Genomic DNA, 16,801 nt, shown 5'->3' on the forward strand with positions numbered 1-16,801 from the left:
GCGCGATGGGTACAGTCGGCCCCGTGAAAGATGCACCAGACACCTTCCGGCCGGGTACGGGCACGGGCACGGGCACGGGCTCGGCGCGCGGCGGCGCGGGGTGACGCCCGAGGCCATGGCCGCGGTCTTCGCGGCGGGCGTCGGGGCCGGTGCCATCAACAGCGTCGTCGGCTCCGGAACCCTGATCACCTTTCCCGTGCTGCTGGCCACGGGACTGTCACCGGTGACCGCGACGGTGTCCAACGCCCTGGGTCTGATCCCCGGTTCCATCAGCGGCGCCGTCGGCTACCGCAAGGAGCTGACCGGCCAGCGCCGGCGCGTCCTGAAACTGGGCGCGGGTGCCCTGCTCGGCGGTCTCGCGGGGGCGACGCTGCTGCTGTCGCTGCCGCCGGACGCCTTCGAGACGATCGTGCCGGTGCTGGTGGGCCTCGCTCTCGTGCTGGTCGCGCTGCAGCCGCAGATCGGCAGGCTGGTCCAGCGCCGCCGCGAGCGCACCGGCGCCTCTGCGCGCCGGGACGGCGGCCCGCTGCTCCTCGTCGGCCTGACCCTCGCCAGCGTCTACGGCGGGTATTTCACCGCCGCCCAGGGGATCATCTACCTGTCCCTGATGGGCATGCTCCTCGACGAACCCCTGCAGCGCCTCAACGGCGTCAAGAACGTCCTGGCCGCCGTCGTCAACACCGTTGCCGCGCTGTTCTTCCTCTTCGCCGCGGACTTCGACTGGACCGCCGTCGGTCTGCTCGCGGTCAGCTCGGCCCTGGGCGGCCATTTCGGCGCCAAGGTGGGCCGCCGCTTCAGCCCCCTGGTCCTGCGGATCCTGGTCGTGACGGTCGGCACGGTCGCCCTCGTGCAGTTGCTGCTGCGCTAGGAAGCGACCGGCGCGGGCCGGGGTGTCGGGCGCGGCCGGGTGTGGAATCTGCCCACCGCTTCCTTGGCCAATCATTTCCGGCCATCGGTTACACGTGGCACATACCACGTCCCCCGGCCGATTGACCGCGGGCGGGATCAGGGAAGCCATGGAGCGCCCGTGATCGACTCGAAGGGACAGACCCCCCGTGACGCCCGTAGCGCCTCCCCCCATACCCAGGGCAGCGGGTTCGCTGCCGTTCCTGGGTCACGCGGTACAGCTCATGCGCGACAACCTCGGCTTTGTCGCCGCACTGCGCACCACCTACGGCCCCCTGGTCGAGATCACCCTCCAGCCCGGCACCCGCACCCTCGTCGTGCAGGACCCCGGCCTCATCCGCACCATGCTGACCGACCTGGGACCGAGCCTCGACAAGGGCCGGTTCTTCGAGAAGATGGGACAGCTGCTCGGCGACTCCGTCGTCACCGCGGCCGGCCAGGTCCACGTCCGCAAACGACGCCAGCTGCAACCCGCCTTCGCCCGCGAGCAGATCGCCCGCTACGTCGACACCATGCGCACCGAGACGGACGCCGCCGTCGACGGCTGGGTCCCCGGCCGGCGGCTCGACGTGCGCGAGGCCATGGTCGGGCTCAGCCTGAACATGCTGGCCAAGACCGTCTTCTCGGGCAGCCTCGACGACGCCACGTTCCGCAGGCTGCGTGCCGACCTGTCGATCGTGATGAACGGCGTCGGTGCCCGCGTCATGCTGCCCGACTGGGTGGAACGGCTTCCGCTGCCCGCCAACCGCCGCTTCAACGCGGCCCGCGACGCCGTACGGGCCACCATCGACCGCGCCGTGAGCGACCTCCAGGCCTCCGGCCACGACACCGGCGACATGCTCTCCCTGCTGCTGCGCACCACCGACGAGGAGACCGGAGAGCCGCTGACCGGCCACCAGATCTCCTCCGAGATCCTCACCCTGGCCGTCGCCGGCACCGAGACCACCGCCTCGGTGCTCTCCTGGATGCTGTACGAACTCGCCCGCAACCCGGAGATCGAGGCGCGGGTCCTGGCGGAGCTGGACGAGGTCCTCGGCGACCGGCCGGTGGCCTTCGACGACCTCGGCCGGCTGCCGTACCTGGGCCGGGTGGTGGAGGAGACGCTGCGGATGCACCACACCGGGTGGCTCGTCACCCGCCGCACCGTCACGGAGACCCGGCTCGGTCCCTGGACGGTGCCCGCCGGGACCGAACTCGCCTACTGCCAGCACGCCCTGCACCGCGACCCGCTGCTGTTCCGGGACCCGCTGGAGTTCGACCCGGACCGCTGGCTCGACGAACCGGGGCCACGGCCCACGCAGGGGTTCCTGCCCTTCGGCGCGGGCAAGCACAAGTGCATCGGGGACCGGTTCGCGCTCACCGAACTCGTCACCGCCGTCGCCACGATCGTGCGGCGGGTACGGCTGGAGCTCGCCCCCGGCCAGACGGTGCGCCCGGTCGCCGCGGCCACGGTCCGGCCCCGCACGCTGCTGATGACCGTCCGCGGGAAGGAGAGCGGACGGGCGGGGGACGCGGCACCCGCCCCCGCCGGCTGAGACGGCGACCGGCCCGCCCCGGCGGGGTGAGCGCGGTACGCCCCAGCCGCCGAGCACGTCCGTGCCCCCCCCTGCCGACGGCGGCGGCGCGGCCGCCCGGGTCGCGGTGACCGGCGCCGCCCGCTCCCCGTGGCGGCGCGCACCGTCGGCGGGCGTCCAGGAACCGGACGGCCCAGCAGGCATGTGGTGGATACATCTACTGTGCGCGGTGACCGAGGACGTCCCGCACGAAGGAGTCACGGCATGACCGGCCGGACCGCCAGCTCCCCCACGACCGACCACGACGGCGCCGCCGTACTCCGGCTCCGGGACGTGAGCGTCCGCCGCTTCACCACCGACCAGCTGATCCTGGACGGCATCGACTGGACCGTCCGCCCCGGCGAGCACTGGGCCCTGCTGGGGGCCAACGGCGCCGGCAAGACGACCCTGCTGCGGCTGCTGGGCGCGCTCATGCACCCCACGACCGGCACGGTCGAGGTTCTCGGCAGCCTGCTCGGCCGGGTGGACGTGCGGGAGCTGCGGACGCGCATCGGCCATGTGAACTCGGCCCAGCGGGTGCCGCAGGACCTCACCGGGCACGCGGTCGTGCTCACCGGTCACAGCGGCACCGTCCAGCCCCTGTGGCGGACGTACGGCGACGAGGTGCGGGAACGGGCCCGCGACCTGCTCACCGAGCTCGGCGTCAAGGAGCTGGCCGACCGGCCGTACGGCGTCTGCTCGGGCGGCCAGCGGGCGCGGATCCTCATCGCGAGGGCGCTGATGGCCGACCCGGCGCTGCTGCTCCTGGACGAGCCCTTCAACGCCCTGGACCTGCCGTCCCGCGAGGATCTCGTCGAGGCGATGCACCAGCTCGCCGAAGGGCGCCCGAGGCTGGCCACGGTCACGGTCACCCACCACCTGGAGGAGCTGTTCCCGGCCGTCAGCCACAGCCTGCTGCTGCGCGAGGGCCGGATCCTGTCCCGGGGACCGGTGGACGACGTCCTCACCGACGACCTGCTGACCGCCTGCTTCGGCCGCGAGATCACGGTGGCCAGGCGGGACGGACGCTGGTCGGCCTACTCCGGCCGGCGCACCCGCGGTCAGGCCCGGTCCGGCGGTGGAAGCCGCGAACGCCGGGGAGGGGTAGGTCGCGTCGGCGCGCCCCGCTTCCCCTGAAGCCGGACGCGACGCCGAGGCGGCTCACCGGCCGTCCGCCGGGGAGCGGGACGGTCCCGGACGTGTCGGCGTGCGGTACGTCCGGGGCCGCCCCTCGGCTCCCCCGCCGGGGACTGCCCGCTCGGCGGCCGGAGCAAACGGAACACCGTGGAGGACGGACCCGGTTCACGCCCGCGGGTGACCGCGGTCAACCCGTGGGTGACCGCGGTCCGCACGGGTCCCCGTCCCGTCCTGGACGTCCGCCGGTCCGCCCGCTGCCGGAACCTCAGGCGCAGCCCCAGGCGGACATCCCCTGCAGGTCGGCCAGGCGCCTGGCGACGGCGATCTGCTCGGTGCGGGTGGCGAGGTCCGCGCGCGGGGCGTACTTCAGGCCTCCGGCCGCGATCCAGCTCGACGGCGCGAACTGCAGGCCCCCGTAGTAGCCGTTGCCGGTGTTCGCCTGCCAGTCGCCGCCGGACTCGCAGGCCGCGATGGAGTCCCAGTCCGTGCGCAGGGAGCCCGAAGGGGAGGCGGCCGCCCCGGTGGGGGCGGCGAGTGCGGCGGCGGCGAGGAGGACCGTCACGGCGGTCCGGACCGTGCGACCGTGCGAGCGCCGCGCGTTGCCCTGAAGAGCATTTCGTCTACAGATCATATGGGGACTGTTACCGCACGCGACGACCGGGTGCCGCCCCGTCCGCCGCGGTCCTACGCCGGTCGGAGCACACGAACCACCCCGCCGCCCGTGTTCACTTCGCCGACGGCACGGACGGCGCGCCGTCCGCCGCCGCCTCCGTGGCCAGGTAGTCCGGCACGGCCTCAGGGTCGACCAGCCGGTTGAGGCGGCTGGGCACGTCGAACCCGATCAGCAGGATGACCACGAGCGTCAGCGAGAAGGTCAGCACCGCCAGCGACCGGCCGAGCGGCATCGAGGAGGCGAGCCCGGCCCCGAGCACCGGCGCGACGGCGCCGCCCAGCGCGCCGACGTTGTAGGTGAAGCCCAGGGACGCGGCCCGGGTCCCGGTCGGGAAGTGCCCGGCGATGTACTTCGGCAGCAGCCCGGAGACGCCCTGCATGCAGGCGAGCATCAGGAACAGCAGGATGCCCAGCTGGAGTTGGCTGTCGCGGACGGCGAAGACGGGGAAGACGAAGGCGATCCCGACCGCCAGCGTGCAGGCGTACGCCCTGCGGGTCCCGAAGCGGTCGCCGGCGAACCCGGTGACGATGCAGCCCGCCATCGTGCCGAACCCCGCGTAGTACAGCGCGTCACTGACCTCTGCCGGGCTGAAGCCCAGCTCGGTCTTGAGGTACGTGGGCAGCAGGGCCTGGACCGGCCAGCTGTAGAGGAAGGCGCAGAACACGGTGACGCAGAGCGCGACGAACAGCAGCCACCTCCTGCGCCCGCCCAGCTGGACGGCGAAGGCCACGAGGCAGACCGCCGCCACCACGGACAGGACCGGCACCGCACCGGCGCCGAGCGGAGTGAACACCGCGAACAGCGAACCGGTGGCGACCACCGCCAGCACCGTGTTGGCACTCGCCCTGCGCCGGCCCGCGAACAGCGGCCGGAAGGGGTTGGGCCGCTCACCGGTGGCCCCCACCTCGGCCTCCCAGTCGTCGGCCTCGGGCAGCGCCCGCCGTACCCACAGGGCGACGAGCACGGGGAACAGGCCGATGTAGAACAGCCACCGCCAGCCGTGCGCCGGTACCACGTGCTCGTACACCTCGGCCGCCAGGACGCCGCCCAGCGAGAAGCCGGAGATGAGGAAGCCCGAGGCGCGGTTGCGCAACCGGGCGGGCCAGCTCTCCAGGACGTAGGTGGCGCTGGCGCTGTACTCGCCGGCCATGCCCATGCCGATCAGCAGGCGCGCGGTGAACAGGCTGGTGTAGTCCCAGGCGAACCCGCAGGCGAAGGTGCCGACCGAGTACAGCAGGATGCTCGCCACCATGGCGCTCTTGCGGCCGAAGCGGTCGCCGAGCGCGCCGAGCACGGCGCCGCCGAGCCAGCGGGTGATGAACGCGCCGGAGACCAGGCTCGCGGACTCGACGGCCGACAGCCCGAAGTCGTCGGCGATCTCGGTCAGTACGAGGGTGATGAGGACGAAGTCGAAGCCGTCGAGGAGATAGCCGATCCAGGCGGCGAAGAAGGACTTCCACTTCTCCCGGGTGATCTCTCTGTACCAGGGCCGGGAGGTCGCGGTGGTGCGCACAGGTGACATGGCGGTCCAATGCGGAGTGGGGAGACGCGCGTGGGCAGGGGCGGGACGCAGGCGGGACCGGGGGCGAAGCGGCGGTCCCGGTCCGGGGTCGCGGGAGGCCGGCCTCGGTGAGCCGGTCGCGGGCCCGGGCCGCGGCAGGATCGTCCAGCGGTACCCGGGGCGCGGCGGTGGCGGGGCAGTCGACGCGGCCGAGCAGGTGGGCGGCGGCCGGCGGCGAGGAACCGGCGCCGATACACGCCGTGGTCGTCGAGGCCGTGCGCGCGGGGACGCCGGCGAGGGCGGTGAGGGCGAGGCGCCGCGTGGGGGTCGAGGCTCTGCGCGCGGGGGACGCCGAGGCCGCGGAGACGGCCGTGCACCGGCACTTCGACGACGCCCGCGGCCGGCCGGCGCCGCACCGGGCGCGCCCCTCGTTCGTGTGAAGAACCCCGGGGACGTACTCCGGGCGGGTGACGGGCGGGCCCGGCCGGGCGGGCCCGCGCTTACGGTTTCGCGATGACCTCGATCACCGCTGACCCCCGCCCCCTGCGCCCCGCCGACCTCGGCACGGTCGTCATCATGTCCTGGAGCCGCCAGACGCCCGACGGCGACGTCCCCTTCCTCCTCGCCTGCTCCCTCGGCGACGGCGAGGGCGGCCCCGAGGCGGCCCCGGCCGCCGTCGAAGGCCTGCTGAGCCGCTCCGGGATCGCCGTGGGCGACGGCGTCCTGGACGCGACCGGCCTGCCCGACCTGCCGGTGGGACTGCTCGTGGTGCCCGGGGCGGCGGCCCTCACCATGCCCGGAGTCAACGCCCAGTTCGTTCCCACCGAGCAGTGGCGGGCGGCGGTCGACGAGCGCGGTTACGCCTGTCTCATCTTCGCCACCCGCCCCTGGACCGGCGGCGAGCCCGGCGACGCCCAGGCGGTCGCCGCGTTCGCCAACCACGAGGACACGCTCAAAACTTCGGCACAACTCGTCCTCCCCGTACGCACTCTGCGGAGCTGACGCCGGATTCCCTGCCCGGCCCGCCGCCCCGCCGACGGCCCGTTCACGTCCACAACTCGCCGCTGTCGCACACCCGGGCGCCCATGTTCCGCTCCATCATCCGCAGCGCGGCGTCCGCGAGATCGGCGTGGATGTGGGCGACCGCGTCCCGGGGGACGATGACCTGGAGGTGGCGGATGTGGGCGTCGAGCGCGGAGTAGAGCACGCACTGCTCGGTCACCTGCCCGCAGAGCACGAGCCGGTCGATCCCCTGCTGGTGGAGGAGATAGGTCAGCGGCGTCTCGAAGAAGATCGAGTGGCGCGCCTTGACCACGAAGAGGGAGGAATCGTCGGGCCGCAGCGGCTCGACGAGTCCCGAGTGCGGTCCCGACAGGGCCTTGTCGAGGATCTCGCCGTGGTGCGAGCGCCATTCCCCGAAGTTGTCGTTGACGTAGACCACGGGGACGCCCCCGCGCCGGGCCCGCTCCAGCAGACCGGTCATGCGCGGCAGTACGGAACGCACGGCGGGGATCAGGGAGTCCGCGTCCTCGTGGTCGTAGGTGTTGATCATGTCGATGACGATCAGCGCGGTCTTGCTCATGCTCCACAGGTTGACACGCCGTCGGATGGCGCATCCCGAAGGAGCCGCAATATTCCAGGCATATCTTTCCGAATATGAAGAAATGCCATGTCGTGTACCTGGTGTGCACCGCAGCGATGATCGGGACGGGGCTCGGCGCGGCTCCGGCCTCCTCCGTCCCCATGACCCACGTGGTCCACCCCGGCGAGTCGATCCAGAAGGCGGTGGACGCCGCCGAGTCGGGCGACACCGTGCTCGTCACCCCCGGCACCTACCGCGAGAGCGTCAAGGTGAGCACCCCCGGGCTCACCCTGCGCGGCGTGGGCCGCAGCACGGTCCTCAAGCCCGGCACGCAGAAGGCGGCCGACAACACCTGTGCCGAGGGCGGCAACGGCATCTGTGTCATCGGGACCAAGGACAAGAACGTCAAGGGCGTCACCGTCGCCGACCTGACGGTGACCGGCTTCACCCGCACCGGCGTGTTCTCCATGGCCACCGACGGGCTGACGGTGCGGAACGTGAACGCGGTCGGGAACGGCGTCTGGGGCATCGCCCAGGAGCGGTCGGTACACGGTGTCATCCGGGGCAACACCGCCCGGGACAACGGCGACGCGGGCATCTTCCTCGCCAACACCGTCAAGACCGAGGAGGGCGCCGCCGACACCGAGGGCACGCTCGTCGCGCACAACCGGCTCGAGGGCAACCGCATCGGTGTCACCGTCCGGCGCCTGCGCAACCTCGCCGTCGCGGACAACCACATCACCGGCAACTGCGCGGGCGTGTTCGTCGTCGGCGACGAGAACACCCCCCGGGCCGGCGACCTGGTCGTGCGCGACAACCGGGTGCTGCGCAACAACAAGTCCTGCCCGAAGACCGACCGGCTGGAGGCCCTCCAGGGGTCCGGCATCGTCCTGACCGGCGTCGAGAAGGTCCTGGTCGCCGACAACACGGTGGAGGGCAACTCGGGCAAGTCGTCGATGTCCGGCGGCATCGTGCTGGCCGCGAGCATGGTGGGCGCCGCCAACTCGAAGAACGAGGTCAACGGCAACCGGCTGCGCGAGAACTCCCCCGCCGACCTGGTCGACGCCACGACCGGCGACACCGCCAGGAGCAACACCTTCTCCGGCAACGCCTGCGGCGCCTCCAAGCCCGCGGGCCTGTGCTGAGCCGGCCGTAACCACCCCGTGCCGAAGAGGCATCGAAGAAGGAAGGAAGGCGGCGCATGACGACCGCACAGACCGCCCCACCCCCGCCCATGCGGCTGAGGGAGCTCGTGTTCGGGGCGGCATGCGCCGCCGCCCTCCGCGCGGCCGCACGGCTCGGGGTCGCCGACGCCCTCGGCGACACCCCCGCGACCGTCGAGGACCTCGCCGCTGCGGTGAAGACCGAGCCCAAGCCGCTGCGCCGGCTGCTGCGCGCCCTGACCTGCTACGGGGTCTTCGCCGAGCAGGGCGACGGCACTTTCGCGCACACCGACATGTCCCGGCTGCTGCGCGAGGACGACCCGCACAGCCTGCGCAACATCACCCTGTGGTGCACCGAACCGTGGACCTGGGACGCCTGGCCCCTGCTCGACGAGGCGGTGCGCACCGGCCAGAACGTCGTCCAGGGCCTGTACGGCAAGGAGTTCTTCACCTGGCTCAACGAGGACGCTCCCCAGTCGGCCGAGGTCTTCAACCGTGCCATGACGACGTCCAGCCGGCAGTCCGCCGAGGACGTCGCGGCGCTCCTCGACCTGTCCGGGAGTTCGTCGGTCGCCGACATCGGCGGCGGCCAGGGACACGTGGTGGCGAGCCTCCTCGAGAAGTACCCCGCCATGCACGGCACCCTCCTCGACCTGCCCCGGGTGGTGGAGAACGCCGACCCCCGGCTGCGCGAGGGCGGCCCGCTCGCCGACCGGGTGCGGATCGTGCCGGGCGACTGCCGCGAGGCCGTGCCCGTGCAGGCCGACGTGTACGTCATCAAGAACATCCTGGAGTGGGACGACGACAGCACCGCCCGGGCGCTGCGGGGCGTCATGGCGGCCGGCGGACCGGGGGCGCGGGTCGTCGTCATCGAGAACCTCGTCGACGACACCCCGTCGATGCGGTTCAGCACCGCCATGGACCTGCTGCTGCTCCTGAACGTAGGCGGCGCCAAGCACACCACCGACAGCATGGTGGGGCGGCTGACCGACGCGGGCCTCGTCATCGACGACATCCGCCCGGTCAACCCGTACCTGCACGCCTTCGACTGCACCGTGCCCGAGTGAGCTGACCCGGAGGGACACGGCGCGCCGGGCCCCCCCCCCCCCCCCCCCCGCGGCGGCCGGCCCCCCGGGGGAGCGGCCCCCCGCGGGCCGCGGGGCGCCGGCCGCGCCCCGGGGGCCCCCGGGCGGCCGGGCCCCCGCCCCCCCCGGGGCGGGGGCGGGCGGCCGACGTGTGTCCGGGCCGCGCGGGCGGCTCAGGCGTCCGGCGCGCGGCGGTCGGTGACCAGCTCCATGCGGGCGGCCTCCAGGGCGCGGACCAGGCCGCCGCCCGCCGGGGAGCCGGCGTCGGTGAAACCGTCCAGAAGGGTCGTCAGTTCCGCCGCCCGGTCCCGGTCCGGGAGGCCGAGGGTCGTGGCGGGATCGCCCGCGTGCAGATCGCTCCGCAGGTCCACCAGCCGCACCACGACGTCGTCGCGCTGGAAGATGGTGCTGGACAGGACGGGGCTGAGCGGGTCGTCCGCCGCCGCCTCGTCGCGCTCGGCGAGGAGCTGGGCCAGCCGCATGCCGCAGCCCGGCCGGGCCGGGTACGACAGCGCGTGGCGTTGCGCGACCGGCCCCTCCTGCCCGGCGGTCACGTGGTGCACGGCGGGCAGCGCGGCCCGCGTGTAGAAGACCCGGGCGGACTCCGGGTCGGCGAGGTCCCGGTCCTGTTCCAGGTAGGGGTTGATCGCCTCCTCGACGGCGCGTACCTCGGGCTGCTCGGCGACGTGCCGCAGCGCCGCCAGCAGGTCGCCGCGGACCTCGATGGCCCGTACGACCCGGTTGCCGTGCAGGAACAGGGACGTGCGGCACAGCCGCGTGGAGTCGTCGACCCGCGGCTCGGGCGAGGCGTAGTCGGCGAGGATCCTGCCGACCGCCTCCTCGCTGCCCGGCTTCACCGTGAAGGTGATCGCGTGCCGGATGACGCCGTCGCCGACGCGGGGGGCCGCCTGCAGTCCGCCCCTGCCGCTCCGGTCGGCGGAGGCGGTCCGGTGACCGGTCTCGCGGACCACGTGGAACCGCAGGGACCTGGTGTCCCGGACGCAGCTGTGCAGCGGCTCGACCATCCGCACGTGCTCCTCGCTGCTCACCCAGTTCAGGAACGGCGGGGCGCTCTCCCACTCGCTGGTGATGAGCCACTGCGAGGGGTTCTCGATGGACTGGCACAGCTGCTCGCCGATGTGCCCGGGGACGGATTCGACGTGGCTGCGCAGGTTCTCGTACGTCTGGAGGAACTGCTGCTGGGCACCGTCGTAGACCTCGACCAGCAGGACCACCCGCAGGCGGGAGCCGTCGAAGACGGACTGGGAGACCTGGTGCGAGACCTGACGGGTCAGCGGGTCGGAAGCAGGGGTGGAGGTGGTGGTCATCCTGCGCACATCTCCTTCGCGGGGGCGGAACTGAACGTCGGCCGCGGTGATGCGACGCCGGCTTGCCTCGATCCTCGGCGCGGGTGCGGCGGCCCGCGACCCGTGTGCACTGCGCGGGTGACCGGCACGTCCGGCGGGCGCGGCGTGCGGGCGGTGGCCGGCGGCACCGGGCGCGGCCGGCGGGCTCGGGCGACGGGGCCGGGCGGGTCCAAGCAAGGAGGGCGGGCCCGAGCAAGGAGGATGGGCTCAGGCGAGGTGGGCGAAGACGACCAGGTTGTCGGTGTAGTCCTTGGCCTTGTGGTCGTAGTCGCCCGCGCAGGTGATGAGCCGCACCTCGGGGCGGTCCGCGTCGCCGTAGACGCGTTCGCTCGGGAAGTCGTCCTTCTCGAAGGTCTCCAGGGAGTCGACCACGAAGGACGCCTTGCGGCCGTCGGCGCGCTCGACCCGGAAGACGTCGCCCTCGTCGAGTTGGTCCAGGCGGGCGAAGACGGCGGCGGAGGTCTTCGTGTCCACGTGCCCGGCGATGACCGAGGTGCCCTTCTCCCCCGGCGAGACGCCCCCCGCGTACCAGCCCACGAGGTTGGTGTCGGCGGCGGGCGGGGGCTCCAGCTGCCCGTTCTTCCCGATGGCGAGGTCGGTGAAGGGGGCGTCGACGGAGATCTCCGGAATCAGCAGGCGCACCGGCTTCGAGCGGGGCAGCGCCGGTCCGGCCGGCCCCGTCGCGGAGGGCGCGGAGGATGCAGACGTGCCGGGCCGCGCGGGAAGCGGGGGCGCGATGGAGTCGGCCGAGGTGTTGTTGCCGCCGACCAGGCTCACCGCCAGCACCAGCAGGGCCACGGCGCACAGCACCATCAGACCGGGGCGCGAGCCCGGTGCGGCGGGGGCGGTCTCGTCGTCTGCGGGGGCGGAAGGGGGGACTGCCATCGGGGTCTCCTCGCTGGGGCACGGCACCGGGACGGACATGGCGGGCGGTGCGGACCGGGCCGCCACGGGGTGTCCCGGGTGGCGGCCCGGCTGCTATCGCGCCCGGCACGGCTCAGGCCGTTCCGTGGGCCGACTTCTTGCGTCGGACGGCGTACAGGCCGGTGCCCGCGACGGCGAGGACGGCCAGGCCGCCCGCGGTCGTGGTCGGCGTGTCGAGTCCGCCGCCGCCGGTGTGCATCCCGCCGCGGGGCTTCTCGTGCTCCCCGCCGCCCCAGGACTTCTCGCCCTCGTCCTGCTGGTAGGTCTGCGAGCCCTGCTCGGACTCGCGGCCGCCGCCCTCACGGCCGCCGCCGTCGTGGTCGCCCTGGCTCACCGCGGCCAGCGCGCCGCCGCCCGTGTGCATCCCGCCGCGCGGCTCGTCGTGCTTGCCTCCGTTGTCGTGCTCCTTGCTGTAGGAAGAGTCGTCGTGGTCCCAGTCACCGCCGGCCGCCGCGTAGGCGCCGGGGGCGCCGAGGACGAACACGGCCGAGGCCGCGGCAGTGGTCAGGAGCATGCGAGCAGAACGCATCTGAGGTTCCTTCCGTCACGACCGGGCAGCTGGTGCTTCGTCAGCTGAGGTGACCCGGCCCCGACGTGAATCACCGTCAGCCCGTGGTCGTTCTCGCACCACTCAAGGCGCTCAGCCGGGTGATCCCCTCCGCCGGACGGGGTGCCCCACGTGCCCGCCGCGCCCCCCTTCGCTCCCCTCCCCTCTTCGCTCCCTCGCCTACTGCTCGGGGTCGGCGCGGGTCGGGTCCTGCACCTCGGGATGCTGGAGGCGGGAACCCGGGGCGGCCCGGTCGGAGGTGGCCTCGCTGTGTCCCGACTGGGGCGGCGGGGGCGGTGCGGTGTCGCCGGGGGCGCCCATGCCCGCGGCGGGCACGCGCAGCGCGAGCAGGGCCACGTCGTCGCCGCGCGGCGCGATGCGGGCGAGGAGTTCGTCGCAGAAGTCGTCCGGTCCCCACTTGTGCAGCTGCCGCGCGAGCACGCCGGCGTGGTGGCGTAGCTGGTCCATGCCCACGTCGATGGGGCGCTCGCGGCTCTCCACCAGACCGTCGGTGTAGAGCAGCAGGATGCTCCCGGGCGGGAGTTCCTCGTGGGCGTCGGGCCAGTCAAGACCGAGGCGCAGGGTGGCGCTCATCCCGATGAGCGGGCCGTGGCCGCCCTCCAGGAACCTGGGCTCGCCGTCCCGGGTGACCAGCAGCGGGGGCGGGTGGCCGGCGTTGACCCAGTGGAGCTGCCAGGGGCCGCCCTCGGCGCCCTCGACGCGGGCGAAGACGAGGGTGGCCATGGGCGCGTCGCTGGTGTTGGTCACGGCCTCGTCGAGACGGCCCATGATCACGCTGGGCGGCTCCTGGTGGTCCCAGGCCAGGGCACGCAGCATGTTGCGCACCTCGGCCATGTGGGCGGCGGCCTGGAGGTCGTGCCCGACGACGTCGCCGATGACCAGGGCCAGCACACCGTCGCCGAGCAGGATGGCGTCGTACCAGTCGCCGCCGACCTCCAGGGCGCTCTCGGCGGGCCAGTAGCGGGCGGCCATGCGCAGGTGGTCGACCTGCGGGAGGGGAGTGAGCAGCTGGCGCTGCATGGTCTCGGCGACGTTCCGCTGCTCGTGGTAGAGCCGGGCGTTGTCCAGGACCAGTCCGACGCGGCGGCCGATGTCGGCCAGCAGGGTGGTCTCGGCCCCGGTGTGGGCGGGGTGGTCCGCGGTGCGGGCCACGGTCAGCAGGCCGTAGGGGCGTTGCCGGGTGCCGAGCGGGACGAGGACGGCGGTGTGTCCGCCGAGCCGTTCGAACAGGTCCCGGTGGGTGGCGGCCAGCGGGCTCTCCGGGTCCCGGAACAGGTCTGCCGCGCTCAGTGCGACCGGCCGTTCCCCGTTGATCAGCAGGGCGACCGCGGTGCGGGCCCGGTCCGGGAGCTCGGTCAGGGGGCCGCGCAGCCGCCGGGCCCGCTCCGGGTGCTCGCTGCTGCGGACGGCGACCCGGTCCAGGAGGTCCGACTGCCCCGGGTGGATGTCGACGGCGGCCCACTGCCCCAGTTCCGGCACCAGCAGCCGCAGGAGGCGGCGGAGCGTGGTGGAGGTGCGCTCGGTGGGGACCAGCACCGTGGAGATCTCGGCGACCAGGTGCAGCTGGGCCGTCAGTGCCTCGAGCGCGGTGGTCCTCGCCCGGTTCTCCTCGGCGGCGCTGCGGTGCAGGCTGAAGTCTTGGAAGACGAGCACCAGCCCTTCCCGCCGTCCCTCGCGGACCAGCGGGGTGGCCGCCCAGATGATGGGGACCACGGTGCCGTCGGCCCGCTGGAAGTACTCGTCGCTGCCCTCCTCCGCGGGCACCCCGTGCAGGGGGTTGCGCAGCGCGCACCGCTCGCGCGGCACGGGGCTTCCGTCGGCGTGCCGGTGCAGCAGGTCGTGGGCGTCGTGTCCGAGCATCTCCGCCGCGGTCCGGCCGAGCAGCTGCTCGGCCCAGGGGTTGACAGAGGTGATCCGGGCGGTGGGCCCGAGGGTGAGGACGCCGGCGCCGAGGGCGCGCAGGACGGCGCGGGGGAAGTCGCGGTCCGGGTCCGAAGGGGGGTCCGCCCGTTCATGCCCCGGTTCGCCGTCCCCCGGCGGGCCCGCCCAGCGTGACGTCACGACCCTCACAGCCTTCCGATGCCGTCCATGTCGCCAGGTTCCCTCAGCGGGCGGGGCCGAACCGCTCCGCTGGGCCGAAGGAGGGAGGCGCCGGCCGGTATTCGGGTCGCCCGGCGGCCCGCTCTCCCGCAGGCGCGCCCGACGTCCGGGTACGGACCTCGGAAGCCCCGACGCGGAACCGGACGGCTCGTGCTCCGCGGCCGGCGAGGCGCTCCGGGCCCCTGGGCGGCCGTGAACGCCGGCCCGGAGGTCCTGAAGGGACTCAGGCCGGGTGGCCGAGGGCGGCGGTGTCGTTGATGTCGTCGGCGAGCCGCACCGCGGCCCTCATGCGCTTGCCGACCGGCGCCCGGTGGATCTCGAAGCTCTGGCAGACGGCCATGACTATCTCCAGTCCGTGGCGGCCGACGCGCCCCGGGTCGGCGGTGGAAGGCACGGGCAGCAGCGGTTCGCTGTCCCAGACGGTGACCTCCACCCGGTCCTCGGCCAGTTCGAGATCGACCAGGGACGGCCCGGGGGCGTACTTGCAGGCGTTCGTCAGCAGCTCGCTGACCACCAGCTGCACCAGTTCGACCGCCCGGTCCGACACCGGGAGCACCTGTGCCGCCCGCACCCGCGCCAGGAACGCCCGGGCCAGCTCCCGGCCCCGGGCGATGTCGCCGGGCCTGCCCTCGTACTCCGCCGACACCCTGACCGGCTCTTCTCTCGGCCGTACCCCTTCGTGGGCAGCCCCGTCCATCCGATCCGCCCTCTTCCTGAGCCTCGACCGTTACGCCAGCCCGTCTACCCGCGAAACCGGAAAACATCACCGTCGCCGCGGGGCCCCCCTGAGGGGACGCGACGGTCCGGCCGTGCGGAGGGCGGGCCGCGGAACAGGGAGGACGTCCCGGTGGCCGACGGTTCGGCGGCCCGGCGGAATCCGGGCTTGTCCGGCGGCCGGCGCGTGCCCGATCCTGGGACCGGCCTGCGGGCCGTACGGTGCCGGACAGGGGGTGGCCGCGTGACGCACGACGGGCAGGTCTCCGCGCGCAGGGCGGACCGGGGCGGACAGCGGCCGGCGTGCCCGGTCGAGCGGGGCGCGGACGGCACCTGGCGGGTGCACGACTACGCCGTCGGGCGTGCGCTGCTGCGCGGCCCCGGCACGGTGCAGGCCGGTCTGGGCATCGAGACGGTGGAGAAGCTCCCGCCACGCGTCCGTCGGCCCGTCCTGTACCGGGACGGGCCCGAGCACCGGGAGCACCGCCGGCAGACCGCGCGCTTCTTCACCCCGCGACGGGTGGACGAGCACTACCGCGAGCCGATGGTGCGGATCGCCGAGGAGCAGCTGGCAGTGCTGCGCGCGGCCGGTGAGGCTCCCCTGTCCGATCTCGCCTTCGGCCTGTCGATCGGCGTGGTGAGCGAGGTGGTCGGGCTGCGGTACAGCAGGCCCGGCATCCGCCGCAGGCTGGAGCGGTTCTTCCCCGAGGAGTTCGGCGAGCCGGGGCTGACCAGTGTGCGGGGCCTGTACTGGCTGGTGCGGCAGAACACGAACTGGCTCCGCATCCATCTGGCCGACGTCCGGCCGGCCGTCCGCGCCCATCGCCGGCACGAGCACGACGACCTGATCTCCCACCTGATCGCGGAGGGCTGTTCGGACGCGGAGATCCTCGGCGAGTGCCTGACGTTCGCGGCGGCCGGCATGGTCACGACGCGGGAGTTCATCTGCATGGCCGCCTGGCACCTGTTCTCCGACGCCGGGCTCCTCGACCGGTACCGGGCCGCGGACGCGCCCGGGCGGCTCGCCGTGCTCCAGGAGCTGCTGCGTCTGGAGCCCGTGATCGGGTGCCTGCGGCGCCGGGCCGTCGAGCCGGTCGAACTCGCCGGTGCGGACGGGCCGGCGACCGTCCGTCCCGGCGAGTACGTCGAACTCCGCGTCGACGACGCCAACACGGACCCGAAGGCCGTGGGCGACGCCCCGCTGCGCGTCCGCCCGGACCGTGCCGCGGAGGTCGGCCCGGGGCTCTCCTTCGGCGACGGGCCGCACCGGTGTCCGGGTGCCCACATCGCCCTGCTGGAGACGGACGTCTTCCTCAGCCGCCTGTTCGCGCTCGACGGCCTGCGGATGACCGGGACGCCGCACGTCGTCCTCCAGGAGGCGATCGACGGCTACCAGATCCGCGGGCTGACCGTGGCCGTGGACCGGGCGGCCACGACCCGGACCACCGTGGACCGGCCGCCCGCCGACCGACCGCCCGGGGACGTACCGCCCGAGGGCTGACGGCCTCGCACCGGCCGTGCCGTCCCC

The 16,801-nt window shown here is 73.7% G+C and carries 16 protein-coding genes; 8 read left to right on the forward strand and 8 right to left on the reverse strand.

Annotated features, from left to right (window positions below; all coding sequences use genetic code 11):
• The first annotated feature begins 115 nt into the window (after positions 1 to 115).
• From HZS56_RS13230 to HZS56_RS13240, 3 genes are all read left to right on the forward strand, one after another.
• Entirely contained in the window at positions 116 to 868 is a 753-nt protein-coding gene (locus HZS56_RS13230) for a sulfite exporter TauE/SafE family protein (RefSeq protein ID WP_216720890.1), read from the forward strand.
• 187 nt (positions 869 to 1,055) lie between these two features.
• Entirely contained in the window at positions 1,056 to 2,441 is a 1,386-nt protein-coding gene (locus HZS56_RS13235) for a cytochrome P450 (RefSeq protein ID WP_216720891.1), read from the forward strand.
• A 243-nt stretch (positions 2,442 to 2,684) separates the two neighbouring features.
• On the forward strand, positions 2,685 to 3,596 hold the full coding sequence (locus tag HZS56_RS13240) for an ABC transporter ATP-binding protein (protein WP_253914176.1): 912 nt from the start codon (positions 2,685 to 2,687) through the stop codon (positions 3,594 to 3,596).
• A gap of 265 nt (positions 3,597 to 3,861) precedes the next feature.
• Here HZS56_RS13240 and HZS56_RS13245 read toward each other — a convergent pair whose 3' ends face one another.
• Entirely contained in the window at positions 3,862 to 4,227 is a 366-nt protein-coding gene (locus HZS56_RS13245) for a transglycosylase family protein (protein ID WP_216720892.1), read from the reverse strand.
• A 94-nt stretch (positions 4,228 to 4,321) separates the two neighbouring features.
• Positions 4,322 to 5,791: a sialate:H+ symport family MFS transporter gene (locus HZS56_RS13250; protein ID WP_216720893.1), complete on the reverse strand. Its 1,470-nt coding sequence runs from the start codon at positions 5,789 to 5,791 to the stop codon at positions 4,322 to 4,324.
• Positions 5,792 to 5,898: 107 nt separating this feature from the next.
• On the opposite strand from HZS56_RS13250, the gene HZS56_RS13255 reads away from it, so the two are divergent.
• Both HZS56_RS13255 and HZS56_RS13260 read left to right on the forward strand, forming a co-directional pair.
• Positions 5,899 to 6,210, forward strand: a complete 312-nt coding sequence (locus HZS56_RS13255) for a hypothetical protein (RefSeq protein WP_253914177.1) — start codon at positions 5,899 to 5,901, stop codon at positions 6,208 to 6,210.
• Between the two features lie 73 nt (positions 6,211 to 6,283).
• Complete coding sequence (locus HZS56_RS13260) at positions 6,284 to 6,772, forward strand: DUF5949 family protein (protein ID WP_216720894.1); 489 nt, start codon at positions 6,284 to 6,286, stop codon at positions 6,770 to 6,772.
• A gap of 43 nt (positions 6,773 to 6,815) precedes the next feature.
• Here the strand turns inward: HZS56_RS13260 and HZS56_RS13265 are convergent, their stop codons facing one another.
• The gene (locus tag HZS56_RS13265; protein WP_216720895.1) at positions 6,816 to 7,352 is read right to left on the reverse strand and encodes a cysteine hydrolase family protein; all 537 of its coding nucleotides are present in this window, start codon (positions 7,350 to 7,352) and stop codon (positions 6,816 to 6,818) included.
• Positions 7,353 to 7,426: 74 nt separating this feature from the next.
• Here HZS56_RS13265 and HZS56_RS13270 point away from each other — a divergent pair, with 74 nt between their 5' ends.
• Both HZS56_RS13270 and HZS56_RS13275 read left to right on the forward strand, forming a co-directional pair.
• Positions 7,427 to 8,497: a right-handed parallel beta-helix repeat-containing protein gene (locus HZS56_RS13270; protein WP_216720896.1), complete on the forward strand. Its 1,071-nt coding sequence runs from the start codon at positions 7,427 to 7,429 to the stop codon at positions 8,495 to 8,497.
• A gap of 56 nt (positions 8,498 to 8,553) precedes the next feature.
• Positions 8,554 to 9,582, forward strand: a complete 1,029-nt coding sequence (locus HZS56_RS13275; protein ID WP_216720897.1) for a methyltransferase — start codon at positions 8,554 to 8,556, stop codon at positions 9,580 to 9,582.
• 191 nt (positions 9,583 to 9,773) lie between these two features.
• Here the strand turns inward: HZS56_RS13275 and HZS56_RS13280 are convergent, their stop codons facing one another.
• The 5 genes from HZS56_RS13280 to HZS56_RS13300 all read right to left on the reverse strand — a co-directional run bounded on the left by HZS56_RS13280 (position 9,774) and on the right by HZS56_RS13300 (position 15,256).
• A complete protein-coding gene (locus tag HZS56_RS13280) occupies positions 9,774 to 10,928 on the reverse strand; it encodes a SchA/CurD-like domain-containing protein (protein ID WP_216720898.1) in 1,155 nt (384 codons plus the stop codon).
• A 246-nt stretch (positions 10,929 to 11,174) separates the two neighbouring features.
• Entirely contained in the window at positions 11,175 to 11,852 is a 678-nt protein-coding gene (locus tag HZS56_RS13285) for a class F sortase (protein WP_216720899.1), read from the reverse strand.
• A 112-nt stretch (positions 11,853 to 11,964) separates the two neighbouring features.
• Positions 11,965 to 12,420: a hypothetical protein gene (locus tag HZS56_RS13290; RefSeq protein WP_216720900.1), complete on the reverse strand. Its 456-nt coding sequence runs from the start codon at positions 12,418 to 12,420 to the stop codon at positions 11,965 to 11,967.
• Positions 12,421 to 12,618: 198 nt separating this feature from the next.
• A complete protein-coding gene (locus HZS56_RS13295; RefSeq protein WP_216720901.1) occupies positions 12,619 to 14,520 on the reverse strand; it encodes a SpoIIE family protein phosphatase in 1,902 nt (633 codons plus the stop codon).
• A 262-nt stretch (positions 14,521 to 14,782) separates the two neighbouring features.
• Positions 14,783 to 15,256 carry an ATP-binding protein gene (locus tag HZS56_RS13300; RefSeq protein WP_216720902.1) on the reverse strand — a complete coding sequence of 158 codons (474 nt, stop codon included), beginning with the start codon at positions 15,254 to 15,256 and terminating at the stop codon, positions 14,783 to 14,785.
• A 261-nt stretch (positions 15,257 to 15,517) separates the two neighbouring features.
• Between HZS56_RS13300 and HZS56_RS13305 the strand changes: the two genes are divergently transcribed.
• Positions 15,518 to 16,774: a cytochrome P450 gene (locus HZS56_RS13305; RefSeq protein WP_216720903.1), complete on the forward strand. Its 1,257-nt coding sequence runs from the start codon at positions 15,518 to 15,520 to the stop codon at positions 16,772 to 16,774.
• The last annotated feature ends 27 nt before the right edge of the window (positions 16,775 to 16,801 follow it).

Source organism: Streptomyces mayonensis (genome assembly GCF_018982965.1).
GTDB lineage: Bacteria > Actinomycetota > Actinomycetes > Streptomycetales > Streptomycetaceae > Streptomyces > Streptomyces mayonensis.